20 protein-coding genes, 1 tRNA gene and 1 pseudogene are annotated in these 22,551 nt (G+C 64.0%); 8 read left to right on the top strand and 14 right to left on the bottom strand.

Annotated features, from left to right (window positions below; all coding sequences use genetic code 11):
• Window positions 1–212: 212 nt before the first annotated feature.
• From ACK4HJ_RS19215 to ACK4HJ_RS19230, 4 genes and pseudogenes are all read left to right on the top strand, one after another.
• Window positions 213–311, top strand: a pseudogene (locus ACK4HJ_RS19215) (integrase); the annotation flags it as partial.
• A 109-nt stretch (window positions 312–420) separates the two neighbouring features.
• Window positions 421–1,314 carry a hypothetical protein gene (locus tag ACK4HJ_RS19220; RefSeq protein ID WP_409834541.1) on the top strand — a complete coding sequence of 298 codons (894 nt, stop codon included), beginning with the start codon at window positions 421–423 and terminating at the stop codon, window positions 1,312–1,314.
• A gap of 104 nt (window positions 1,315–1,418) precedes the next feature.
• Window positions 1,419–2,747 carry a hypothetical protein gene (locus ACK4HJ_RS19225; RefSeq protein ID WP_409834543.1) on the top strand — a complete coding sequence of 443 codons (1,329 nt, stop codon included), beginning with the start codon at window positions 1,419–1,421 and terminating at the stop codon, window positions 2,745–2,747.
• Window positions 2,748–2,961: 214 nt separating this feature from the next.
• On the top strand, window positions 2,962–4,023 hold the full coding sequence (locus tag ACK4HJ_RS19230) for a tyrosine-type recombinase/integrase (protein WP_409834545.1): 1,062 nt from the start codon (window positions 2,962–2,964) through the stop codon (window positions 4,021–4,023).
• A 27-nt stretch (window positions 4,024–4,050) separates the two neighbouring features.
• Here ACK4HJ_RS19230 and ACK4HJ_RS19235 read toward each other — a convergent pair.
• The 5 genes from ACK4HJ_RS19235 to tolB all read right to left on the bottom strand — a co-directional run bounded on the left by ACK4HJ_RS19235 (window position 4,051) and on the right by tolB (window position 7,717).
• Window positions 4,051–4,126: transfer RNA gene (locus tag ACK4HJ_RS19235), tRNA-Lys, on the bottom strand.
• A gap of 47 nt (window positions 4,127–4,173) precedes the next feature.
• Window positions 4,174–5,004 carry a ThiF family adenylyltransferase gene (locus ACK4HJ_RS19240; RefSeq protein ID WP_409834618.1) on the bottom strand — a complete coding sequence of 277 codons (831 nt, stop codon included), beginning with the start codon at window positions 5,002–5,004 and terminating at the stop codon, window positions 4,174–4,176.
• A gap of 10 nt (window positions 5,005–5,014) precedes the next feature.
• Window positions 5,015–5,794, bottom strand: a complete 780-nt coding sequence (gene ybgF, locus ACK4HJ_RS19245; RefSeq protein ID WP_409834546.1) for a tol-pal system protein YbgF — start codon at window positions 5,792–5,794, stop codon at window positions 5,015–5,017.
• Window positions 5,795–5,808: 14 nt separating this feature from the next.
• Entirely contained in the window at window positions 5,809–6,351 is a 543-nt protein-coding gene (gene pal / locus ACK4HJ_RS19250; protein ID WP_409834548.1) for a peptidoglycan-associated lipoprotein Pal, read from the bottom strand.
• A 46-nt stretch (window positions 6,352–6,397) separates the two neighbouring features.
• Complete coding sequence (tolB, locus tag ACK4HJ_RS19255) at window positions 6,398–7,717, bottom strand: Tol-Pal system beta propeller repeat protein TolB (protein ID WP_409834620.1); 1,320 nt, start codon at window positions 7,715–7,717, stop codon at window positions 6,398–6,400.
• A gap of 122 nt (window positions 7,718–7,839) precedes the next feature.
• Here tolB and msbA point away from each other — a divergent pair, with 122 nt between their 5' ends.
• The gene (msbA, locus tag ACK4HJ_RS19260) at window positions 7,840–9,678 is read left to right on the top strand and encodes a lipid A export permease/ATP-binding protein MsbA (protein ID WP_409834550.1); all 1,839 of its coding nucleotides are present in this window, start codon (window positions 7,840–7,842) and stop codon (window positions 9,676–9,678) included.
• A 47-nt stretch (window positions 9,679–9,725) separates the two neighbouring features.
• Here the strand turns inward: msbA and ACK4HJ_RS19265 are convergent, their stop codons facing one another.
• The 6 genes from ACK4HJ_RS19265 to mltG form a co-directional block, all read right to left on the bottom strand.
• Window positions 9,726–10,421, bottom strand: coding sequence for an ankyrin repeat domain-containing protein (locus ACK4HJ_RS19265; RefSeq protein WP_409834552.1), 696 nt, complete (start codon window positions 10,419–10,421; stop codon window positions 9,726–9,728).
• Window positions 10,418–11,224 (bottom strand): TatD family hydrolase, encoded by an 807-nt coding sequence (locus ACK4HJ_RS19270; RefSeq protein WP_409834553.1) that lies wholly within the window; start codon window positions 11,222–11,224, stop codon window positions 10,418–10,420. Before ACK4HJ_RS19270 ends, ACK4HJ_RS19265 begins: the two co-directional genes overlap by 4 nt.
• Window positions 11,225–11,286: 62 nt before the next feature.
• A complete protein-coding gene (locus ACK4HJ_RS19275; protein WP_063460474.1) occupies window positions 11,287–11,646 on the bottom strand; it encodes a PilZ domain-containing protein in 360 nt (119 codons plus the stop codon).
• On the bottom strand, window positions 11,643–12,692 hold the full coding sequence (locus ACK4HJ_RS19280; RefSeq protein WP_409834556.1) for a DNA polymerase III subunit delta': 1,050 nt from the start codon (window positions 12,690–12,692) through the stop codon (window positions 11,643–11,645). The genes ACK4HJ_RS19275 and ACK4HJ_RS19280 overlap by 4 nt, the downstream gene beginning before the upstream one ends.
• Window positions 12,689–13,366 carry a dTMP kinase gene (gene tmk / locus ACK4HJ_RS19285; RefSeq protein ID WP_409834558.1) on the bottom strand — a complete coding sequence of 226 codons (678 nt, stop codon included), beginning with the start codon at window positions 13,364–13,366 and terminating at the stop codon, window positions 12,689–12,691. The genes ACK4HJ_RS19280 and tmk overlap by 4 nt, the downstream gene beginning before the upstream one ends.
• 33 nt (window positions 13,367–13,399) lie before the next feature.
• Window positions 13,400–14,386 (bottom strand): endolytic transglycosylase MltG, encoded by a 987-nt coding sequence (gene mltG / locus ACK4HJ_RS19290; RefSeq protein ID WP_409834559.1) that lies wholly within the window; start codon window positions 14,384–14,386, stop codon window positions 13,400–13,402.
• Between the two features lie 45 nt (window positions 14,387–14,431).
• Here mltG and ACK4HJ_RS19295 point away from each other — a divergent pair, with 45 nt between their 5' ends.
• On the top strand, window positions 14,432–15,343 hold the full coding sequence (locus ACK4HJ_RS19295) for a YgfZ/GcvT domain-containing protein (RefSeq protein ID WP_409834561.1): 912 nt from the start codon (window positions 14,432–14,434) through the stop codon (window positions 15,341–15,343).
• 64 nt (window positions 15,344–15,407) lie between these two features.
• Here ACK4HJ_RS19295 and ACK4HJ_RS19300 read toward each other — a convergent pair whose 3' ends face one another.
• From ACK4HJ_RS19300 to ACK4HJ_RS19310, 3 genes are all read right to left on the bottom strand, one after another.
• Window positions 15,408–16,265 (bottom strand): YbgC/FadM family acyl-CoA thioesterase, encoded by an 858-nt coding sequence (locus ACK4HJ_RS19300; RefSeq protein WP_409834562.1) that lies wholly within the window; start codon window positions 16,263–16,265, stop codon window positions 15,408–15,410.
• An 8-nt stretch (window positions 16,266–16,273) separates the two neighbouring features.
• Window positions 16,274–17,194, bottom strand: coding sequence for an alpha/beta hydrolase (locus ACK4HJ_RS19305; RefSeq protein ID WP_409834622.1), 921 nt, complete (start codon window positions 17,192–17,194; stop codon window positions 16,274–16,276).
• Window positions 17,195–17,294: 100 nt separating this feature from the next.
• Window positions 17,295–18,164 carry a 2-keto-4-pentenoate hydratase gene (locus ACK4HJ_RS19310; protein WP_409834564.1) on the bottom strand — a complete coding sequence of 290 codons (870 nt, stop codon included), beginning with the start codon at window positions 18,162–18,164 and terminating at the stop codon, window positions 17,295–17,297.
• 97 nt (window positions 18,165–18,261) lie between these two features.
• Between ACK4HJ_RS19310 and ACK4HJ_RS19315 the strand changes: the two genes are divergently transcribed.
• Both ACK4HJ_RS19315 and ACK4HJ_RS19320 read left to right on the top strand, forming a co-directional pair.
• Window positions 18,262–19,398 carry an iron-containing alcohol dehydrogenase gene (locus ACK4HJ_RS19315; protein WP_409834565.1) on the top strand — a complete coding sequence of 379 codons (1,137 nt, stop codon included), beginning with the start codon at window positions 18,262–18,264 and terminating at the stop codon, window positions 19,396–19,398.
• Window positions 19,399–19,654: 256 nt separating this feature from the next.
• Window positions 19,655–22,516, top strand: a complete 2,862-nt coding sequence (locus ACK4HJ_RS19320) for an EAL domain-containing protein (RefSeq protein WP_409834567.1) — start codon at window positions 19,655–19,657, stop codon at window positions 22,514–22,516.
• Window positions 22,517–22,551 lie beyond the last annotated feature (35 nt).

Below are 22,551 nucleotides of genomic sequence, written 5' to 3' on the forward strand. Positions count from 1 at the left end.
AGTGAATTCAAATTCCGCAATCAATCGCTACGCGATTCATTGCGGGGAGGATTCGTTTGACTTTTATGGGAAGCCCTTGTAGTAATGTAGACCGCACCAAGCCGCAGGCCATATCTGGCGCCTGCGGTCTAAATCGGCACGCGAAAAGCGCCGCAAGGGGCTTGTAGGCTAGCTGCACGGTACGTTTTCTGCATACAAATACAGTACTAAATTTGAGCATGAAACCCGCCGCCCCTCCTGCGTTGCGCCCCACACGTTTGCTGGATCAAGTCCGTGAGCGAATTCGTTACAAACACTATAGCCTGCGCACGGGGCTGGGCCACGCCATGGCGCTAGTCATCGTCAGATGACGGCTTTGTAGCGGTGAACTGGCCGACTGCTCCGGGTCGAACTGAGACAGTTTGAGCGATCATCCCAATAATGCAGCTTGTTGTTGACATCCCCTCTGCCGCTCGACTTATCCAAGCGATGGCCCCCGATTGGCTCTGGCTTCTCAAATACATCGAATCAGAGGATGGCTACGTACGCTTTCCACCCGCCGTCTCCCAGTGGATCAAAAACCTCAACATCGGCAACTACCCTGTCCTATACGAGGATGAGCGCGCAATCGGCGCCATATTGGTGAAGGCATTTTTGTCAGATGAGCAAGTTGGACAGCTAAATACCGAACTTGAGGCCTGCTCCTCAGAAGAGCGCGGGCAATTGTTGCTCGAATACATCGGTAACCTCGGCGAAGAAATTGACGCTATCGAGCTGCCCAAGACCCCAGCCGCTCAAAAACGTGCTGAAGCACAGTTCTTGGCAATGTCCGATGCAGAGCGGCAACATGCCATTGAGTTTATGCAGCGCTTTCTCATGAGTATGCTTGCAGGCTTCTATCAGTCGCTGTCGATCATGGTGCATGGGGAAAAGCTCACCGCCCTGGTGGCACAGGCCAAGGCGGGGGACGACAAGGCGTTTGCCAAGGCCGTCCAGATCGACAAGCGCATCCTGCACGCCCTGCCCTACTTCAATGATCGTTTTGCAGCAGCAAATTCGGAAGGCCAACGCGAATTTGTCGAGCTTGTCACAGCACACATGTCTCGGCCTCCCTACAAGGGAAAGATTCGGCATAAGGCTTTGTATTTAGCCTTTTCCCTGTTGGATCAGGTTGGCGTGCTTGACAGAATGAAACACAGTGAGCTGTTGGATCTCTGCACCCAGGCTGGACTCGATTCCCATGCCAACCGCATTGATGATGTGAAGAACGTGTCCAAGCGACTGGCGGAATATCGCGCCTTCCAACGTCGAGGATTCGACTTGTCCACTCCCTGAAAACCTTTTTCACGGCGTCGCCTGGGAGGCTCGTCGTGTATTCAATCCATAACCGTTCCAGGAAGCCAAAGTGGCATGCCTGGCGCGGCTAAAGGATTGAATCCATGTCGAAGCGAAACTCTGGTGGCGAGGCCACGAAGCACCCACAAACCCAAAACCCGGCCGCGTCGGATTCGATGGGGGCGCGCGGAGCGCGCACCGGCGAATCCGATGCGGAAGGTATTGCAGGTGCGGCGCCTAGTAACACAGCACCTGATAACAGCAAGTTCCACTACCAACCTCTGCGGTGGGGCGTGGACAGCTTGTACCTGTCTTACCCTGGCGTGCTCTCGCCGGATCGCGTTTCTCAACTGCGCCACCTCAAATCCATAGCCCAAGGGCCAGACCATGAAGCGGCCAAAGCCCAATTGCAGTTGGGCTCCCATGTCTTCGAGGTCAAAGACAAAAGCTCAGGCTTGTTCGCTTTCACCCTGGTAGATGGCTCGTACATGATCCGCCTGGGCGCTGGCAAGTCCAAGCAGTTGCCCATGGCCTATGTCCAAGTCTCCAGCCAGCTCTTGAGCCACAAGGGGCCCACGGAGATTGAATCGGAGTTGCGAGACCTACTGCGTCAACTCGGGGAAGTTCACGCTCCGAAGGTCAGCCGGGTCGATCTGTTTCTCGATTTCGCGAGCGATCTGAGCATGGAAGGATGGAGCCGGGAAGCCTGGGTCACTCGGGCTTGTGCCGTCAATCAGTACGCGGAAGACAAGACGTTCACCGGCTGGACCATCGGGGCCGGTGGCGCTCTCATGGCCCGGCTGTATCACAAGCTCCTGGAGTGCAAGAAAAGCGGGAAGGAATACCTGCTCGACCTCTGGGCGCGAGCCGGATGGGTTCAAGAGATGCCCGTCTGGCGCTTGGAATTCCAGTTCAAGCGTGAAGTCTTGGTGCAACTGGACTTGGACACACTGGGCTCTGTGATGGAAAACCGTGCAGGCCTATGGAGCTATGCCACCACGGATTGGCTGCGTCTGTGCCTCCCCACAGAAGCGGACAACACCCGCAGCCGCTGGCCTATCCATCCCCTGTGGATGGCCGTGTCGTCGGTAGATTGGGGCGCGCAAGGCGGCCCGTTGCTACGCAGCTACCAGGCGCTGCGGGCCCCTTCCCTCGCATGGCTCGGTGCTCGCACGCTCTCCGCTTATGCCTCCATCGGTGCGATCACAGGGATCACAGATTTCGATGCGGCGGCGCTTGAGGCTAAGAAGCACGCATACGACGTCCTAGGCAAGCAGAACGGCGGCGGCCTGAGTGGGGTTGGCGATGAGCAGTTCTTTCGCGAGAAAGTCGAGGCCCTCACACGCCTCTACAACACGCGCATGAATCCAACGTTGCCGCCTGCGCCTGAGCCCTACCAACGCAACGAATACGAACGCCAGTCACGAGGCTGACCATGGAAGAAACCGGCCTGCCCTTGCCTGCGGCCCGCTGTCTGTCCAAAGAACAGGCCGCTGCCTATCTCGGTATTGGCGTCACGCTCCTGGCGCAACTGGACGTGCCTAGTGTTCACTTTGGACGGCGTTGCGTGTACGACAGGGTTGACCTCGATGCCTGGCTCGAAGACCATAAGGGCGAGCGAAGGCGGGCCGGAAAGGAGAAACAGATATGGCCCGTAATGAAGGTGTCTACAAGCGGCCAGACTCCGGCCACTGGTGGATCAATGCAACGCTCCCCAACGGCAAGCGCATACGCCAAAGCTCTGGGACTGCCGACCGAGCCGACGCGGAAGCGTACTTAGCCAAACTCAAGCTGGATGCGTACCGGGAAACCCACTTTGGGATCAAACCGGAACGCACCTGGCAAGAGGCTGTGATTCGGTACCTTGAACTCAAAAGGACGCTGAAGAGTTTTTCGGATGTGCAGCGGATTTGCCGCCACTTGGACCGCTACCTGGGCGATGCTTCACTCAGACAGATCAATGGTGATCTGATCTGGAGCATCGTGCAGGGCGAGCTCAAGAAGGGCAACAAACCCGCCACGGTGAACCGCTATCTCGCCACGGTGCGCAGCCTTCTTCGGATGGCCCGCGACGAATGGCAGTGGATCGACACCATGCCGAAAATCCGCCTGCTGCCTGGAGAGGTCGAGCGGGATCGGTGGTTGACGCGGGAAGAAGCGGATCGGTTGATTCGTGCATGCCCGCCTCATCTGGCGGCCCTGGTGCGGTTTGCCCTGGCAACGGGGTGCCGAGCGTCCGAGATCAAAGGCCTGGAGTGGAATCGAGTGGACCTGAGCCGGGGTACTGCCTGGCTCAATCACACGAAGAACGGCACGCCACGGGGAGTGCCCTTGAATGAAGATGCGATAGAAGTCTTGGAAGAACTGCTGGGCCAGCATCCACGCTTTTGTTTTACCTACCAGGGCAAGGCGATTGCGTGGGAGTTGACGAACTCAGCCTGGCATGCGGCGCTGGCGACTGCTGGCATTCAGGATTTCCGGTTCCATGACCTGCGGCACACGTGGGCTTCATGGCATCGGCAAGCGGGAACGTCTTGCGATGAGCTCAAGGACTTGGGCGGCTGGAAATCTCGGGTGATGGTGGACCGTTATGCGAAGTACGCCACGGAACATCTGGCGGTTGCAGCCAGTCGGATTCAGCGCCTGCGGGATGAGAACGTGGTGAACCTTGTCACGTTTTCGTCACGGCCCAAAGAGAAAAGGGCCTAGCCTCTTCGGCTAAGCCCTTGATATCTCTGGTAGGACGTACAAGATTCGAACTTGTGACCAACGGATTAAAAGTCCGCTGCTCTACCAACTGAGCTAACGTCCCAACCTAGTGCAGCACTCGCGGTGTGCGACTTGCTGCAAAGCCTTGAATTATAGCGTCAATTTTTGCGGCTTTTGAGAGTTGGTGCCCAGCTTGTCGAGAACCCACCCCGCAGCGCACTGCCCGAATGTCGCTGTGACCGCCACCACCGATCCGTAACCGTGGCAGTTCAATGATCCGTCGCCCTCAATATTGCAGGAGGCATCGGGAGGCGCCACGGCCTCCTTGCTGTACACGCAGGTAACGCCGATCTTCTTGCCCTCGCGCGGTGCGCGGTGGAATTTGCGCAAGCGGTAGCGCAGTTGCGCGAGCAGAGGGTCATGCGTTGTATGCGCGAGATCGTCAATGTCAACCCTGTGCGCATGCCGCTTTCCGCCGGCAGCGCCCACTGCTATGTGGACAATTTTCTGATCTCGCGCCCACACCGCGAGGGCCGTCTTGGCCTTGATCTGGTCGCATGCATCAATCAGCGCGTCCACCTTGCCGGAAGGGAGCATGCCAGGCCAGTTGTCGGGTTCCACGAAGTCGTCGATACATTGCACCATGCACCCTGGATGGATCTGTGCAATACGGTCTCGCATCGCTAGGACCTTGGCCTGCCCGATGGTGGACGTGAGCGCGTGCGCCTGCCGGTTGATGTTGGACTCGGCCACATGGTCCATGTCGATCAAAGTAAGGCGCCCTACTCCGCTGCGCGCCAGCGCTTCCGCGGTCCACGAACCCACGCCGCCGATGCCGACAACCACCACATGCGCGTTGCGGATGCGGGCCGCGCCAGACACACCGTACAAACGCTCCAGCCCGCCAAAGCGCCGCTGAAGCTGCGCGGCCGAGCCCGCATCATCTGCGGGTGGGCCGGCCGCGTCTTGCCCAACAACCAGCGACGTCACGTCACTTCAGCCGCGCAAGGCGCTCTTTGGCTGCTACCGCTGCCTCTGACTGAGGGTATGCGCGGATCAAGTCCTCCAGGGTCTTGCGTGCGGTGCGGGTATCCTTCAGCTCGATCTGGCAGTTGGCGATGGACAAGGCCGCTTCGGGAGCGCGGGCATGGCCCGGGGCGTCGGACAACATCAACTTGAAGTTGTTGATGGCCTCCTTGTAGTCGCGTGCAGCGTACTGCGCGTTGCCCAGCCAGAATCTGGCAGACGGCACAAAGCCGCTTCGGGGGTATTGCCGGACAAAGGTGGCGAATGCAGTACCCGCTTCGGCGAACTTTCCAGACCGGAACACCGCCAACGCGGCTTCATAGTCGCGCTTTTCTGCGGGTTCGGCCTGAAACTCCTGACCGTCCAGGGACACCTTGATCGGCTCAAACTGGCGCAGGCGTTCGTCCACCCCCTGTGCAATGTCCTTCTGGCGCCGCTGTAGGTCAGCGGAATCGCGCAGCAACTGTTCGTTCTGGCCGCGCAGCTTGGACTGTTCGACGCGCAGGGTCTCTATCTGCGTCTGCAGGTCAAGCAAGCTTCTGCGCAACTGGCTGTTTTCCTCGCCCAGCCTGCGCACCTCGTCGGCAGAGCGCTGCTGGGATTGCTGCAAGGCATCCACCCGTTGGCGCATTTCCAGAATGGCACGACGCGCCTCGCCATCTTCAAACAACGCCGCGTGACCCGTTGGCAAAAGAACGGCCGACAACAGCAGCGCCGCAAACCCGCGCGGGAAAAAAGACAACATTCGCATGCGCCGAATCAGCGGTAGGACAGTTCAGCGCGGCGGTTCTGGGCGTGCACGTCTTCCGAACTCCCCTGGGCCGCAGGCTTTTCCTTACCGAAGCTCACGGCTTCCACCTGGCTGTCGGGCACACCCAGCAGCGCGAGCGACCGACGGACGGCCTCTGCGCGCTTTTGGCCCAGAGCCAGGTTGTACTCACGGCCGCCACGTTCGTCCGTGTGGCCTTCGATCATGACCTTGCGGCCCTGGTTGGATTTGATGTAGCGCGAGTGCGCTTCTATGAGCGACTGGAACTCGGGCTTGATCACGTAACTGTCGTAGTCGAAGTAGACGATGCGGGCGACACCGACGGGACCGGCACCATCACGGCCCGATTGGCCCAGGTTCACCCCGGCCACGCCACTTTGCCCAGCGTCACCGGTGTTCGCGCCTTGGTTGGCTCCGCCCATGGTGGAAGTGGCAGTTTTGTCTTCCACAGGCACGTCGTCCAGCTTGACGCCAGAGCTGCAGCCAGCCATGAGTGCAACGACTGTGAGGGCAAGGGTAAAGCGCTTGATCATCCAAAAATCTCCTGAAAACTGAAAACAACTGAGTAGGCTTGAAAAATCACTGCTTCTGGAAGGGACCCCAGTCCGGCTCCCGGATATCGCCGGCCTGACCTGCCAGGCGCGCTTTGATGCGCCCATCGAGGGTGCTTGTCATCAAGGACTCTCGTCCCTGCTGCTGGGTGGCATACACAATGAGCCGGCTGTTGGGTGCGAAACTGGGGTTCTCGTCCGCAGTGGTATCGGTGATGGCGTTGACCGTGCCCGTGGACAAATCCATGACGTGCAGTTTGAAGGCGCCTCCAACACGCGAGATGTAGGCCAACCACTTGCCATCAGGGCTCACGCTGGGCGAAATGTTGTAGGACCCGGTGAAGGTCACACGCTCAGCGTTTCCACCGGACGCGCCCACCTTGTAGATCTGCGGAGCACCGCCGCGGTCACTGACGAAATAAATGAAGCGTCCATCGCCGGAGAAAACCGGTTCGGTATCGATTCCCGTGCTTTGCATAAGCCGGCGCGGCTCGCCGCCGTTGGCGTCGATGGTGTAGAGCTGCGAACCCCCGTCCCGGCTCAACGTGACCGCAAGAGAGCGCCCGTCGGGGGCCCAGGCCGGCGCACTGTTGGAGCCACGGAAGTTGGCGATGAGGCGTCGGCGGCCAGAAGCCACGTCGTGCACGTACACCACTGGCTTACGCGACTCGAAGGACACGTAGGCGAGCTGCCCGCCGTTGGGCGACCATGCAGGCGAAATGATGGGCTCGGGGCTTGACAACGCCGACTGCGCATTTTCACCATCGGCATCAGCCACCCAAAGGCTGTAGCGGGTGCCGCTTTTGGTCACATACGCGATGCGGGTGGAGAACACGCCGCGTTCACCCGTGAGCTTCTCGTAAATGAAATCGGCAATACGGTGGGCCACCAGCCGCAAATCGCCTTGGGTCACCACGAAGCTCTGGCCACCGAGGTCCTGGCCTTTCACCACGTCCCACAGGCGGAACCGGACGTCAAACCGCCCGTCGGCAAGCCGGGTGATACTGCCGGTCGCCAAAGATTCTGCGCCCTTTTGCTTCCACAGCGCGATGTCGGGCCGCGAAGTCTCGTCCATGGCAGAACCGGCAGCGTCCACGGCGGCAAACTGCCCGCTGCGCTCCAGATCGGCCAGCACGATGGCCGAGATCTTCTGGGGTGCCTGGGCCTCACCGCGAAACGGCGCAATGGCAATGGGACGCTGGGTCATGCCCACGCCGACCACTTCAACGCGGAACTGGGCAAGAGCGGGCAGAGCGGGGGTGGTGATCAATGCGGCCAGGAGGTGGCGACGCTGGGATAGCGGCAGGGCCGCAGCGGGGGAGGAAGATGGTTTGCGGTCAGTGGTCATTGGCGGCCAGCATTCGCTGAACAGGACGGGCTCTAAGGCAAACCCGAATGTTACACACAGCAGGGAAGCCCCTGTGACAAACTGTGCGGCCAAAAGTTCGCCCCCCGTAAAATCGGCGGCACATGCAGCAAGCCACCGACACAGGCGCAACGCCATCACAAGCCTCCGCGCTTCCCCCTGCCAGTCTCACCACCCGACTTCGGCGTCTGTCTGTCTACTTCGGCAACCAGCGGCTGGCCTGGACGCTGGCCATCGTCGCCACGCTGGTTGGGGCGATCACCGAGCCCTTGATCCCCGCGCTGCTGCAGCCGTTGCTGGACAAGGGCTTCACCCAGGGCACCCTGCCCCTTTGGGCCGTGCCCGTTGCGATTCTGGGGGTCTTTCTGGTGCGCGGTATTGCGCAATTCGTAGGCCAGTATGCATTGGCCCGCATCGCCAACGAGGGCATGCTCACGCTGCGGCAGGCACTGTTCGACCGGGTTCTTGCTGCCGAGATGGGGCTGTTTTCCCGCCAGTCCGCCAGCGCCCTGTCCAACACGGTGGTGTATGAGGTGCAGACGGGCGCTACTCTTCTGGTTCAAGCACTCATGGGTGTCTCGCGGGACGGATTCACATTGGTGGCGCTGCTGGCATACCTGCTGTACCTGAACTGGCAACTCACGCTGATCGTGGCCGTGGTGGTGCCTGGCGTGGCATGGATCATGAAGACTCTGTCCAAACGGCTGTACCAACTCACCAAAAGCAGCCAGCACGCTACCGACCAGCTGGCCTACGTGGTGGAAGAAAACGTCCTCGCCCACCGCATGGTGCGCCTGCACGGGGCGCAGGACGCGCAGGCCGGCCGCTTTGCGGACCTGAGCCGCAGTCTGCGCCGTCTGGCGATCAAGTCGACCATCGCCTCGGCAGCCATGACACCATTGACCCAGTTGCTGGCCGCTGCCGCGCTGTCTGTGGTGATCTGCATCGCACTGTGGCAAAGCCGCGGTGTCGTGGATGCAAAGGACGTCACCGTGGGCGGGTTCGTCTCATTCATCACGGCCATGCTCATGCTGATTGCGCCCATCCGCCGCCTGGCCGACGTTGCAAGCCCAGTGACACGCGGTGTGGCGGCGCTCGAGCGCGGGCTGGCACTGCTGGCCGACACCGGCGCCGAGCGCGGCGGGCACCACCGCACAGAACGGGCACGTGGCGCCCTCACGCTCGACAACGTGAGCGTCTCGTTTGGTCCCGACCACGCTCCGGCACTGGACCGAGTAAACCTGCAGGTCGCGCCGGGCGAGATTGTTGCGCTGGTGGGTCCGTCGGGCGCCGGCAAGACCACGCTGGTGAATCTGCTGCCGCGATTCACGCTGCCTGCATCCGGAGAGATCCGGGTGGACGGCCATGCACTGCAGGATTGGGACCTTCACTCACTGCGCTCCCAGTTTGCGATGGTGAGCCAGGATGTGGTGATGTTCAACGACACCATTGCTCACAACGTGGCCCTGGGCCACGCCGTGAATGAAGAGCGGGTGATGGCATGTCTGAAGGCTGCCAATCTGGCAGAACACGTTGCGGCGCTGCCGCAGGGCATCCACACGACCGTGGGGCACAACGCCACGCAGTTGTCGGGCGGGCAGCGCCAGCGCCTTGCGATAGCGCGCGCGCTCTACAAAGACGCGCCCATCCTGATTCTGGATGAGGCAACCTCCGCCCTGGACACGGAGTCGGAGCGTCTGGTGCAAGAAGCCCTGCAGCGTCTGATGAGCGATCGCACCACCCTGGTCATTGCGCATCGCCTGTCCACAATCGAGCACGCGGATCGTGTGGTAGTGATGGAGCGTGGGCGCATTGCAGAACAAGGCACGCACGCCGAACTGATGGCGCAAGGCGGCCTTTACGCGCGACTGCAGTCCCGGCCGGCCGGCAGTGAGGATGGCGAGCGGGACGGCGACACGGCCGCCCAAGCCGCTACCCGCTGAACGGAGGTCGACCTGGAGCGGCACTCACGGCGCTCAGGCCGCTGCTGCTACCACTTGCCGCGGTTGGGCTGGCGCTTGCGGATGGCCGCAGCGATGCGCTCGGCAGACTCCGTGCGCCCCACGCGCATGGCGAAATCCGTGGCCGTAAGGCCCAGCTGGTTCTTAAGCGTGGGGTCGGCCCCCTCTTCCAGCAACAACTGCACAGCCTGCGTGGAGCCGTAGTGCGCCGCCATCATCAAAGGCGTTGTGCCGTTGGGCGAGGTCGCATCAATGTAGGCGTGCCGCTCCAGCAGCAGGGAAATGATCTCCGCGTGCTGGGGCGAGCCCGCCGAGGCCGCGTAGTGCAACGGTGTCCAACCCGTTTTGTTCACGTCGGCATCGCGCGCCAGCAGCTGCTTGACTGCATCCACATGGCCCTTGAGGGCGGCCATCATGAGCGGGCTCTCGTCCTGCGCGTTGCGCGCCTCCACATGCAGCTGCCGCGACGCCATGAGGGCTTCAAAGGCCTTGAGCGAACCATCCTGCAGCGCCAAGGTGAGTCCCACTTGGCCTTTAGGATCCCGGGTGTTCGGATCAAAGCCACGGCGCAGCAGCGCCGCGATGGCATTGCCGTCATCACGCTGAATGGCACTGAAAAAATCCTCGTAGGCACCAGCACGGGCGGGCATGCTGAGCGTTGCGGCAGCCCCCAACGCCAGGGCTGCCACGCTTGCCAGGGCAATACGGCGGTTCAAAGCAGTCATGCGGTCACTCCTTTGAAAAGAAGGTCAAAGTTGCGGCTGGTGGCCTGGGCCACTTCGGCCAGGCTTAGCCCCTTGGTGTCGGCCACCTGCTGTGCCACATAGGGCACGTACGACGGGTTGTTGGTCTTGCCGCGGTACGGCACCGGGGCCAGGTAGGGGCTATCTGTTTCGATGAGCACGCGGTCCAGCGGGACAAAGGCGACCACGTCGCGCAACTCCTGCGCGCTCTTGAAGGTCACGATGCCGGAGAATGAGATGTAGTAGCCCAGGTCCAGCGCGGCCCGCGCCACCTGCATGGATTCGGTGAAGCAGTGGAACACCCCGCCCGCGCGGTTGCCCGCGCCGTCCTCGCCCTCCTCGCGCAAGATGGCCAGCGTGTCGTCCGACGCACTGCGGGTGTGGATGACGAGCGGCTTCGCACACTGGCGAGCCGCGCGGATGTGGCTGCGAAACCGCTCGCGTTGCCACTCCAGGTCGGCAATGCTTCGGCCGCCCTTGCGGTCTTCCATGCCGTAGTAGTCAAGCCCCGTCTCGCCAATGGCGACGACGCGCGGGAGCGCTGCACGGTCCAGCAAATCTTGCACGGTGGGCTCGGCAATGCCCTCGTTGTCTGGGTGCACACCCACGGTGCTCCAGAAGTTGTCGTACGCCATCGCGAGGCCGTGCACGCCTTCAAACTCTTCCAGCGTGGTGCAGATGCACAGCGCACGGCTGACCTGGGCTGAAGCCATAGCCTCGCGGATGGCGGGCAGCTGGCTGAGCAGCTCGGGAAAGTTGAGGTGGCAGTGCGAGTCGGTGAACATGTGGTTGCAAAAAATGAAAATGCCGACCTGCGGAGCGGGTCGGCACCAGGTGCGGGCTGGAATCAGATGGTCTGAGTCGGGCGGTCTGACCCAAGGGCCGTGCCCAGCAGTTCCTCGATCTTGGCCTTGAGCTGGCGCGATTTTTCGTCCTTGGGGAACTGGATGCCGACGCCCTGCGTGCGGTTGCCCGCAGCGCGCGCCGGTGTCACCCAGGCCACTCGTCCCGCCACCGGATAGCGCTGCGTGTCGTCCGGCAAGGTCAGCAAAACATACACATCATCGCCGAGCTTGTAGTCCCGCTGGGTGGGCACAAAAATGCCCCCTTCAGCAAAAAAGGGAATGTAGGCTGCGTACAAGGCCCCTTTTTCCTTGATGGCCAGCTGCATGACGCTGGGACGGGGCGCTGTGGAGGGACTGCTCATGGATGGGACGTGGGTACGGTGTGGCCGGCGTGCGCGGCGGTTGGCTTGGAGTGTAGGGTGTTTCGCGCCTGGGCGACAAGCGCCTCCAGCATCAGTCCGGCATTGAAGGGGTGGTCTGCGGTGCGCGCGGTCTTGGCCAGCGCGCGCGACCAGCGTGTCAGCGCTGCAATTGCGGGCGGCGGTGGCAGGTCGGCTGGCGCAAAGTAGCGCGGCGCGGCGCCCACGCTGGCCGCCAGCAAGTCGTGGCAAAGCTTTTGCAACACATCAACGGCCTGAACGGGCGACAAATCGGCCAACGCCGTCACATCGCCCCGTGCCACGGCCTGGGGCAAAGCCGACCACGCCTGGGGGCTGCGGCCAGATTGAGCCAGGGCCAGCGCGTCGTCAGGCCGGCCGCCCGCAGCGCGCAAAAAGGCTGGCGCCGCCGGGGCCGCCACACCCTGCGCGTGCAGCCAGGCCAGCATTTCGTCCTCGGCCGGCCAAAGCATGGTGTGGCCCAGGCAGCGGCTGCGGATGGTGGGCAGCAGCTGGTGCGCAGCCTCGCTGGCCAGTACAAAACGCACGTCGCCCGGCGGCTCTTCCAGCGTCTTGAGCAGCGCGTTGGCCGTCACGTGGTTCATCTGCTCGGCCGGGTAGACCAGCACCGCCTTGCCACGACCGCGCGCGGAGGTGCGCTGCGCAAACTCCACCGCATCGCGCATGGCCTCCACGCGGATTTCGCGGCTGGGCTTGCGTTTTTTGTCGTCGATGTCGGCCTGGGCTTTTTCGGACAGGGGCCAGCCCAGCGCCATCATCTGCACCTCGGGCATCAGCACGCAAAGGTCGGCATGGGTGCGCACTTCGATGGCGTGGCAGCTGGCGCACTGGCCGCAGGCGCCCTGCGCCGTCGGTGTGTCGCACAACCATGCGCGCACCAGCTCCATGCCCAAGGCGTATTGGCCCAGGCCGGAGGGCCCCTGCAGCAGCCACGCATGTCCCCGCTGGGCCAGCAGGCGGGTGCGTTGCGCAGCGATCCAGGGCGCCAGGGCGCTTGCGGTGTCGCTCATTGCGGCCCCCCTTGCGACGCCACCATGATGGCCAGCCACCCCTTGCGCACGAACACGCTGGTCAGTTGTTGCCACACGCGGTGGCGGTCCTGCGCGGCATCCAAGCGGGCAAAACGCTGGGGCGCAGCGGCGGCGCGATCGGCATAGCCCTGCGCCACGCGGCGGAAAAACTCCACGGGCTGGGCCTCGAAGCGGTCGGGCACGCGGGCGCCGGCGAGGCGCTCGGCCGCGATCTCGGGGGTCAGGTCAAACCACACGGTCAGATCAGGTTCACGCATCAAATCGGCATCTGGCGCAAGTCCAGTCTGCGCGAGGCGCTCCAATTTTGATAGCACCGCCAAATCGAAGCCCCTGCCCGCCCCTTGGTAGGCAAAGGTGGCGTCAGTGAACCGGTCGCACAGCACCACGTCGCCCCGCGCCAGCGCCGGCTCAATGACGTTGCGCAGGTGGTCGCGGCGCGCCGCAAAGATGAGCAGCGACTCGGTGAGCGGGTCCATGGCGTCGTTAAGCACCATATCGCGCAGTTTTTCGGCCAGCGGCGTGCCGCCGGGCTCGCGGCTCACGGTGACGGCGCGGCCCTGCGCCCGGAACGCCGCGGCCAGGCCTTCGATGTGCGAGGACTTGCCCGCTCCGTCGATGCCCTCAAAAGTGATGAAAAGTCCGGGTCGTGACATGGAAACCTTGGAGGTGCCGATACGAAGCGTCTGCTACTGCTGACCCCGCTGGTAGCGGTTGACTGCCCGGTTGTGCTCGTCCAGCGAGGCGCTGAATTGGCTGGTGCCGTCGCCCCGGGCCACAAAATACAGGGCGCGGGTGGCTTCTGGCTGCACCGCCGCCAGCAGCGAAGCCTTGCCCGGCATGGCAATGGGCGTGGGCGGCAGGCCGGCGCGGGTGTAGGTGTTCCAGGGGGTGTCGGTCTGCAAATCACGCCGACGCAGGTTTCCGTCAAACTTTTCGCCCATGCCGTAGATGACCGTGGGGTCGGTCTGCAGCAGCATGCCGATGCGCAGGCGGTTGGCGAACACGCCGGCAATCTGGCCACGGTCGCTGGCGCGGCCGGTTTCCTTTTCCACAATGCTGGCAAGAATCAGCGCCTCGTCCGCAGACTTCAAGGGCGTGTCGGCCGCACGCTGCGCCCAGGCGGCTTCCAGGCGGCGGTCCATGGCGTGCAGGGCGCGGCGCAGCAGGGCTATGTCGCTGGAGCCCTTGGCGTAGGTGTATGTGTCGGGGAAGAAGCGGCCTTCGGGATGCACGCCGGGGCGGCCCAGCTGTGCCATCAGCGCTTCATCGGTGAGAGCAGCGGCGTCTTGCTTGAGCTGATCTTCCCTCGCCAACGCCTGACGCACCTGGCGCCAGTTCCAGCCCTCCACCAGGGTGATGGCACGCAGGCTTTCTTCGCCCCGCACCAGCTTTTGCAGCAGTGCTCTGGGCGTGGTGCCCGGGGGGAGTTCGTAGTTGCCCGCCTTGATGCCCCGGTCCTGGCCCGAGAATCGGAACCACAGATAAAGCAGCTGTGCGTCGGTTTGCGCCCCGGCAGCGACCACGTCACGCGCCACGCCACGCGGCGTAGTGCCGGGCTCGATGGCCAGCTCCAGCGCCTCCGAACCCGCCACGATAGGCTGGTGCAGCCACCAGAACGCAGCACCGCCCGCAGCGATAGCCATCAACACGATCAGAACCAGAAAACGTCGCACAACCCTGCTGCCTTCTCAATGGGGACCGGGGATCATAATTCAGCGATGACTAATCCCCTGAACGGTATTGCCCCCCTCTCCCACCTGGGCGTGATTCGCGTGGAAGGCGAAGACGCCGCCAAGTTTCTGCACGGCCAGCTCACCCAGGATTTCGCCCTGCTGGGCATGGACCAGGCACGCCTCGCGGCCTTCCTGTCGGCCAAGGGCCGCATGCAGGCCAGCTTCATCGGCTTCAAGCGCAGCGCTACCGAGGTGCTGCTGGTCTGCAGCCGCGACCTGCTGCCGCCCACGCTCAAGCGCCTGTCGATGTTTGTGCTGCGCGCCAAAGCCAGGCTGACGGATGCGACGGGCGACTTTGCACTGTACGGTCTGGCCGGAGACGCCGTGCCCGGCGGCAGCCAGCCCGCCTGGACAAAGACCGACACCGCCAACGCATCGGTGGTCCATCTGTATCCCGCCGATGGCCAGCCCCGCGCGCTGTGGGTGGCCCCGGCATCAGCCCCCGCCCCCGCAGGCCCCGCGCTGGACGAGGCGCTGTGGCGCTGGGGCGAAGTAAAAAGTGGCGTGGCCACACTGACCACGCCCGTGGTCGAGGCCTTTGTACCCCAGATGCTCAACTACGAATCCGTGGGCGGCGTGAACTTCAAGAAGGGCTGCTACCCCGGCCAGGAGGTGGTGGCGCGCAGTCAGTTCCGGGGCACGCTCAAGCGCCGCGCCTACATCGCCCACGCGGCTGGCGAGGTGGAGGTGGGTGCCGAGGTGTTCAACACGGCGGACCTGGAGCAGCCCTGCGGCACGGTGGTGCAAATGGCGCCCGCACCGGGCGGCGGTTTCGACACCATCGTGTCGCTGCAGATCAGCGCCGCGCAGGAAGGCAGCGTGCAAGTGGGCACGGAGGGCGGCGGCATCGCACTGTCCCTGCTGCCTCTGCCGTACCCGTTGCTGGAAGATATTTAAGCCAAAACAGGCTCTAGCGCTTATCTGATAAGCGCTAGCAGCTCATTTTTCAATAGCAATCGGTTCACAGCTGCTTTGCCATGGCAATGTGTGCAATACCCGCCTCTTCGTACGGCTCGCCCACCACGGTGAACCCCGCGCGGCGGTAAAAGCCCTCGGCGCTGCGCTGAGCGTGCAGGTGCACCTCAGTGTCGCCCCGGGCACGGGCGGCATCCACCAGCGCATCCAGCAATTGGCGGCCCCATTGCGCGCCGCGCACCGACCGGTCCACCGCCATGCGGCCAATGCGGCCCACGCCCGGTGAGGGCTGGAGCAGGCGGCCTGCGGCGATCGGCATGCCGAGCCGGTTGTAGAGCACGGCATGGCGAGCCGAAATGTCGTGGATATCGGCCTCGACTTCCGCCGGAATGCCCTGCTCGTGCACAAACACTTCCGTGCGCACACGGCCAGCGTCGCGGCCCAGGGTGTTCCAGTCGCCGGTGCGCACCTCGGCCATCTCGGCTCCCGCCTCAAAGCCGTCAAAGATCGCGCGCAGTGCGGGCGGCACGGGGCGCGAGGTTTGCGTGGCCGGGTCGGCAAACACATAGACCAACTCGGCAGAGATGAGCAGCCGGTCGCCACAGAAAATGCCTGCGGTGAACAGACTCGACGAATTGCCGATGCGCGCGCACTTCAGGCCCACGTCCAGCGTGTCATCCAGCCGCGCCGAGGCGTGGTATTCCACCGTAGCCTTCTTCACATACATCTCGCCGCCCAGGGCCTGCATGCTGGCCTCGTACGGCAGCCCCAGCGCGCGCCAGTAGTCGGACATGGCGGTATCCACGTACATGAGGTAGTGCGCGTTGAACACGATCTTTTGCATGTCCACCTCGGCCCAGCGCACGCGCAGGCGGTGGAAACAACGGAAGTCACTGCGTTGCATGGGTTCGCTTACTCCAGGTGAAAAGCCAGTCGCAGCGCACGCGCCGCGTCGGCATGGGCCTTGCGCGCCTCTGGGATGGCGCGGCCCATCTTGATGAATTCGTGGGTCACGCCCCGGTAGATGTCCAGGTCCACCGGCACGCCCGCTAGGCGCAGCTTGTCGGCATAGTCAACGCCTTCGTCTACCAGCGGGTCGCATTCGGCCAGGCCGATCCACGCGGGTGCCACGCCTTCCACATCCGGCGCCAGCAGCGGGGCAAATCGCCAGTCTTCACGCTCCAGGCGCGTGGTCACGTAGTGGCCGAAGAACCAGCTGATGGCGGGCTCCTCCAGCACCAGGCCGCGTGCAAAGGTGGCGTGCGAAGGCGTGTCCTGATGTGCAGCGCAGCCGGGGTAGATCAGCAGTTGCAGCGCCAGCGGCAGGCCCGCATCGCGCGCGAGGATGGCGTTGACGGCGGCCAGGGTGCCGCCCGCACTGTCGCCGCCTACCGCGAGGCGCTGAGGGTCTGCGCCAAGGCGTTCCGCGTTGGCTGCGAGCCACTGCAGTGCATCCCACGCATCGTTGCTGGCCGTGGGAAAGCGGTGCTCCGGCGCCAGCCGGTAGTCCAGCGAGAGCACCATGCAACCGGCCAGACGCGCCAGCTCGCGGCACAGGATGTCGTGCGTGGCGATGTTGCCGATGGTGAAGCCGCCGCCGTGCGTGTACAGCAGCACCGGCAAGCCCTTGTCGGTGCTGGGCGCGTACAGCCGTGCGGGCAGTTGTGCACCGTCACGGGCCGGGATCTGCAGGTCTTCCACCCGCGCCAGCGCGGCTCTGGGCACCTCCAACACGTCCGCGCCGGCCTGGTAGGCGATGCGTGCATCTTGCGGAGATCGGGTGTGCAACGGTGGATGCCCTGCGCGGGCCATGCGTTCAAGCACGTTGCGCATCTGCGGGGTCAGTCGGGTATGGTGGATGTGCAGGTCGGTCAACGGTCGGGGTCTCGGGAGCAGAAAGAAAATCGCCCGCGCAGCGGCGGACTGATGAGATTTACTTGAAGGTCACGCGCACAGGCGCGGCGGCGGGCAGGCCGTCATAGGTCGCGGTGACTGACAGCCCTGACTTGGGCGGCAGCAGCGGCGAGAACGAGCCCAGGCTGATCAAGTCGCCCGGCTGCATGGCCAGGCCCTCCTGCGCGAGCGCACCGGCCAGCCACACCACGGCATTGAGCGGGTGGTCCAGGATGTCGCTGCCTTTGCCGCCGCCCAGGCGCACGCCAGCGCCATCGGTGAGGGACACGTTCATGTCGGCCAGCGCCTTGAGCATGGCAAAACGTTCGCCCCGGTACATGGGCACCGCAATGGGCGCACCGGCCACACCCAGGCGAGCGCCCACGTTGATGGCAGTCACGCCCGCACCGTTGAGCGTGGGCGGTGCCTGCACCATCAGGTCGGGCAGTTCGATGAAAGGGATGATCTGGTCCACAGCGTTCAGCACGTCCATGGGGGTCTTGGCCTGGTTGATGGCCGCGCTTTTCACCCGCACCAGCATGTCGGCCTCGTACAGGGGGCGGGCGCCGAATGCAGGGTCCACCGTGGCGCCGCTTGGCAGGACCATGCCCTCGTAGAGCTTGCCCCACACTGGCTTGTCGGTGTTGAAGCGCTTTTGCACGGCGGGGTTGGTCAGGCCCGCCTTGTAGCCAATCACCTTGCCCATGCGCTGGGCCAGCAAGACGTTCACCTTGCCGCGTGTGCAGGCGCCATCGGCGTCCGTCAGGTTCTCGGGGTTGGCTGCGGGGGTCTTGGCGACATAGTTGGCCACCAGATCGGCGGCCTGTGCATCGGTCAGGCACTGGGCCTGCGCGCTTGTCGCAGAGGTGACGGCAAAGAAGGCCATCATCAGGGTTTGCTTCGTTTTCATGTCTGTCTCCTCCTTATAAAGTGGGTTTGAAACCGGTATCCAAGGCTGGCGACCTATCGTAATCGCTGGCACCTCCATTCACACATCCTGTTGCACCATGGCCTTCATCTACTACGTCACCCAGATCCAGTTTGAATTCGGCGCTGTCCAACTGCTGAAGCAAGAATGCGAGCGCGTGGGCATCACCCGCCCTTTGATCGTGACGGACCCTGGCGTGAAGGCTGCTGGCGTGCTGCAAAAGGCGCTGGATGCGCTGCCCGGCATGACCGTGGCAGTTTTTGACCAGACGCCGTCGAACCCCACCGAAGCAGCCGTGCGCGCCGCCGTGGAGATGTACAAGACCCAGGGGTGCGACGGCCTGATTGCCGTGGGCGGGGGCTCGGCCATCGACTGCGCCAAGGGCATTGCGATTGCCGCCACGCACGAAGGTCCCCTCACCCACTACGCCACCATCGAAGGTGGTTCACCCCGCATCACCGACCGGGCCGCGCCGCTGATCGCCGTGCCCACCACCAGCGGCACCGGCAGCGAGGTGGCGCGCGGCGCCATCATCATCGTGGACGACCACCGCAAGCTCGGCTTTCACTCTTGGAACCTGGTGCCCAAGACGGCCATCTGCGACCCCGAACTCACTCTGGGCCTGCCCCCCATGCTCACGGCGGCCACGGGCATGGACGCGATTGCGCACTGCATGGAAACCTTCATGTCTGCCGCGTTCAACCCGCCCGCCGACGGCATTGCGCTAGACGGCCTGACTCGCGGCTGGGCGAACATTGAGCAGGCCACCAAAAATGGCAGCGACCGCGATGCGCGCCTGCACATGATGAGCGCGAGCATGCAGGGCGCGATGGCGTTCCAGAAGGGCCTGGGCGCCGTGCACTCGCTCAGCCACAGCCTGGGCGGCGTGAACCCGCGCCTGCACCACGGCACGCTCAACGCCATGTTTTTGCCCGCCGTGGTGCGCTTCAATGCACAGGCGGAATCGGTGCAGAAGGAAAAGCGCCTGGAGCGCATGGCGCACGCCATGGGCCTGGCCAGCGCAGGCGACATCCCTGAGGCCATCCGCGACATGAACGCCCGCCTGGGCCTGCCCACCGGCCTGGCCGCCATGGGCGTGACCGAAAACATGTTCGACGACATCATCAAGGGCGCGATGGCCGACCACTGCCATAAGACCAACCCACGCGTGGCCACACCAGACGAGTACCGCGAGATGCTGAGCCAGTCGCTCTGACCGACTGCGCAGCGCAGCATGCGGCCCCGCGCATGCTGCCCCTCGTGCCCTCACCCGCGATCGCTGCCGCGCCGACCAGGGCACGTCCTCTCCCTAGTTCAAGCCAACCACGGCGCGCCACTCTGACGGCGCCGCGGGATTGCGCTACCCCTCTCGGGATAGCGCAACCCTCTACACGCTAGACTCCCACCCAGTCAACAATTAATTAACAATTCATAGCCCCAGGGGTTTTGAAGACGAGGGAAGGCGGGTAAGGATGCAATCTGGACAAGTCAGCGCGTGGATCCTGCGCGGCACGTACCCACGGCTGTACCTGCCGATCGTGCTGATCATCCTGGCCGTCACCACGGTGCGCTACCACTATCTGCTGGACGCGGAGATCGACACAGCGCGGCGCCATGCGGCCACAGAACTGCAGCGCGCCAGCAACGCCCTGTTGCCCGTGCTGGCGGCCCTGCCCTCGCCGCCCGATGTGGCCGATGCCAGCAATGTGCTGCGCGCGGGCGGCACGGCGCTGGGCCCGCATGTGCGGGCATTGGCATGGCACGTGGCCGAATCGCCCGGCGCCGAGGTCACGCTGACGCCCCCTGACACGCGTGCCGCGCCGCCCGCCTGGTTCACCCGCTGGGTGGACATGGCACCGCCCGTGCAGCAGTTTGTGCACACGCCGCCCACCGGCCCCATGGCGCGCCTCACCGTCACGCTGCACCCGGAGCCCTTTGTGCAGGAGGTCTGGAGCACCGTGTCGGTGCAGGCGCGCATCACGGCGCTCAACATCTTCACCATCCTGTTCCTGCTCACGCTGCTGTTGCGGGCCAACGCGCGCATGCTGCAGCGCCTGGCTGCGGCCACCAATGCGTTCAGGCAAGGACACCTGAGCACGCGCATGCAGGAGACCGGCACGCTCGAATCCCGCGCCATGGCCGCCACCTTCAACGACATGGCAGGCAAGGTGCAGTCGCTGGTGCTGTCCCTGCGCGAGACGCAGCAGATGCAAAGCGAACAGCTGCATTTCACGCGGCAGCTTATCGACAGCCTGCCGCTGCCCGTGTTTGTGCGCGACATGGACGGCCGTTGCCGGGATGCCAACCGCGCATGGCGGCAGCTGTTCCCGCCCTCCACCACAGGCGATAGCGGCTCGGCCGCCGGACAAGCCTGCCCGCCAGAACTTTCACCCGAGTGCTGCAGCCAGATTGCGCAATCGCAGGACAACGAAATCTGCGTGCAGCGCAATCACCGGCCGCCGCTGTACATGGCTTACTACGAAGCCTCCTTCACCAGCATCAATGGGGTGCAGGCAGGCACCATCGGCACGCTGGTGGACGTGACCGAGCGCAAGCGCGCCGAGGAGGCCCTGCGCGCAGAAAAAGAACGCGCCGAGGTCACCCTGGCCTGCATCGGCGACGGCGTCATCACCACCAACCTGACCGGGCACATTGACAGCATCAACGAAGCCGCGCAGCTGATGACCGGGTTCACCGCGCAACAGGCGATTGGCCGCCCCCTGAGCGCAGTCTTCCGGCTGTATGAAGAAGCCGCCGCGGCGCCGGCCTCGGACTCCACCCTCGAACACCCGACCGGCGGCCCGTTGCGTCAGGCCACTTACGAAGTGCTCATCCACCGCTCGGGCGAGCACTACGCCATCGAGTACACAGCGTCCCCCATCCGCAAGAGCGACGGCATGACCGTGGGCTGCGTGCTGGTGTTTCGCGACGTGACGGAAACCCGCAACCTGCGCCACCAGATCTCCTGGCACGCGCGGCACGACCCGCTCACAGGGCTGTACAACCGCGCGGCCCTGGCCGAGCGCCTCACGCACGCCATCTTCGTGGCCCGCGACAAGGGACTTTTGCTGGCCGTGTGCATGCTGGACCTGGACCATTTCCAGAACGTGAACGACACCTACGGAAACCGCGTGGGCGACCGACTGCTCAAGGAAACCGCGCGGCGCCTGGGTGCCTTCGCGAGTGCGCAAGACGCGGTCGCCCGCATGGGCGGCGACGAATTCGTGCTGCTGCTGGGCGAGTTGCCTGACGTGGCAGCGATCCGCGCGCGCGTGGCCGTGCTCATGCAGCAGCTGGCGGCGCCCTACGCCATAGACGACCGCTTGCTGCACACCACCGTGAGCATCGGCATCGCCGTGTTCCCGCAGGACGACGCCAACCCCGACACCCTGCTGCGCCACGCCGATCAGGCCATGTGCCAGGCCAAGAGCTTTGGCCGCAACCAGATGCACGTCTTCGACGTGCAGCACGACCATGCCGTGCAGACCCAGCACTCGCGCCAGACCCGCATCGCCCAGTCTCTGCGCGATGGCGAGCTGGTGCTGCACTACCAGCCCAAAGTCAACCTGCGCACGGGCGAGGTATTGGGCCTGGAGGCCCTGCTGCGCTGGCAGCACCCCGAAGAAGGCCTGCTGGGGCCCCAGCACATTCTGCCCCTCATCGAGGACATCGACCTGCAGGTGGAACTGGGCGAATGGGTGCTGCAGCAGGCGCTGGATCAGCTTCGCCTGTGGACCCGTGCGGGCATGCAGTGGGAGGTCAGCGTCAACATTGCAGCCCCCCACTTCCATCGCCCGAGCTTTGTGCAGCGCCTCAAGGACATCCTGCAGACCTGCCCAGAGATCGCGCCCGAAAGGCTGGAGCTGGAAATCCTCGAATCCGCCGCATTGGACGACATGCAGTACATGCGCCGCATGATGCAAAGCTGCCAGGCCTTGGGCGTGCGGTTTGCGCTGGACGACTTCGGCACAGGCTATTCATCGCTTTCGTACCTCAAGCGCCTGCCCGCCGAAACCATCAAGATCGACCAGTCTTTCGTACGCGGCATCCTGGAAGACGACGACGACCTTACCCTGGTCAGCGCCATCGTCGCCCTGGCCGCTGCCTTCCACCGCCGCGTGGTGGCCGAAGGCGTGGAAACCGCCGAGCAGTGCGCCAGACTGCTAACGCTGGGGTGCGAACACGCGCAGGGGTTTGGCATTGCGCGGCCCATGCCGGCGCAGGAGGTGACCATGTGGGCGCAGAGCTATGCGACGCAGGTCGCACCGCATGCCGATGCGCTGGGAACAGCGATGCCCGCGTCGTCGCGCACCAGTCAGTCCACCACGGACTGATACCGACAAGCAGCGCGGCGTTGCCCCGCCTCGCC

Origin of the sequence: Acidovorax sp. (genome assembly GCF_046294525.1) — a bacterium.
GTDB lineage: Bacteria > Pseudomonadota > Gammaproteobacteria > Burkholderiales > Burkholderiaceae_C > Acidovorax.

Coding starts and splice junctions, on each gene's coding strand:
- ACK4HJ_RS19220 (WP_409834541.1), top strand. CDS start 421: ATGCAGCTTGTTGTTGACATCCCCTCTGCCGCTCGACTTATCCAAGCG.
- ACK4HJ_RS19225 (WP_409834543.1), top strand. CDS start 1,419: ATGTCGAAGCGAAACTCTGGTGGCGAGGCCACGAAGCACCCACAAACC.
- ACK4HJ_RS19230 (WP_409834545.1), top strand. CDS start 2,962: ATGGCCCGTAATGAAGGTGTCTACAAGCGGCCAGACTCCGGCCACTGG.
- ybgF (WP_409834546.1), bottom strand. CDS start 5,794: ATGTTGTCTTTTTTCCCGCGCGGGTTTGCGGCGCTGCTGTTGTCGGCC.
- pal (WP_409834548.1), bottom strand. CDS start 6,351: ATGATCAAGCGCTTTACCCTTGCCCTCACAGTCGTTGCACTCATGGCT.
- tolB (WP_409834620.1), bottom strand. CDS start 7,717: ATGACCACTGACCGCAAACCATCTTCCTCCCCCGCTGCGGCCCTGCCG.
- msbA (WP_409834550.1), top strand. CDS start 7,840: ATGCAGCAAGCCACCGACACAGGCGCAACGCCATCACAAGCCTCCGCG.
- ACK4HJ_RS19265 (WP_409834552.1), bottom strand. CDS start 10,421: ATGACTGCTTTGAACCGCCGTATTGCCCTGGCAAGCGTGGCAGCCCTG.
- ACK4HJ_RS19270 (WP_409834553.1), bottom strand. CDS start 11,224: ATGTTCACCGACTCGCACTGCCACCTCAACTTTCCCGAGCTGCTCAGC.
- ACK4HJ_RS19275 (WP_063460474.1), bottom strand. CDS start 11,646: ATGAGCAGTCCCTCCACAGCGCCCCGTCCCAGCGTCATGCAGCTGGCC.
- ACK4HJ_RS19280 (WP_409834556.1), bottom strand. CDS start 12,692: ATGAGCGACACCGCAAGCGCCCTGGCGCCCTGGATCGCTGCGCAACGC.
- tmk (WP_409834558.1), bottom strand. CDS start 13,366: ATGTCACGACCCGGACTTTTCATCACTTTTGAGGGCATCGACGGAGCG.
- ACK4HJ_RS19295 (WP_409834561.1), top strand. CDS start 14,432: ATGACTAATCCCCTGAACGGTATTGCCCCCCTCTCCCACCTGGGCGTG.
- ACK4HJ_RS19300 (WP_409834562.1), bottom strand. CDS start 16,265: ATGCAACGCAGTGACTTCCGTTGTTTCCACCGCCTGCGCGTGCGCTGG.
- ACK4HJ_RS19305 (WP_409834622.1), bottom strand. CDS start 17,194: ATGCGCAACGTGCTTGAACGCATGGCCCGCGCAGGGCATCCACCGTTG.
- ACK4HJ_RS19310 (WP_409834564.1), bottom strand. CDS start 18,164: ATGAAAACGAAGCAAACCCTGATGATGGCCTTCTTTGCCGTCACCTCT.
- ACK4HJ_RS19315 (WP_409834565.1), top strand. CDS start 18,262: ATGGCCTTCATCTACTACGTCACCCAGATCCAGTTTGAATTCGGCGCT.
- ACK4HJ_RS19320 (WP_409834567.1), top strand. CDS start 19,655: ATGCAATCTGGACAAGTCAGCGCGTGGATCCTGCGCGGCACGTACCCA.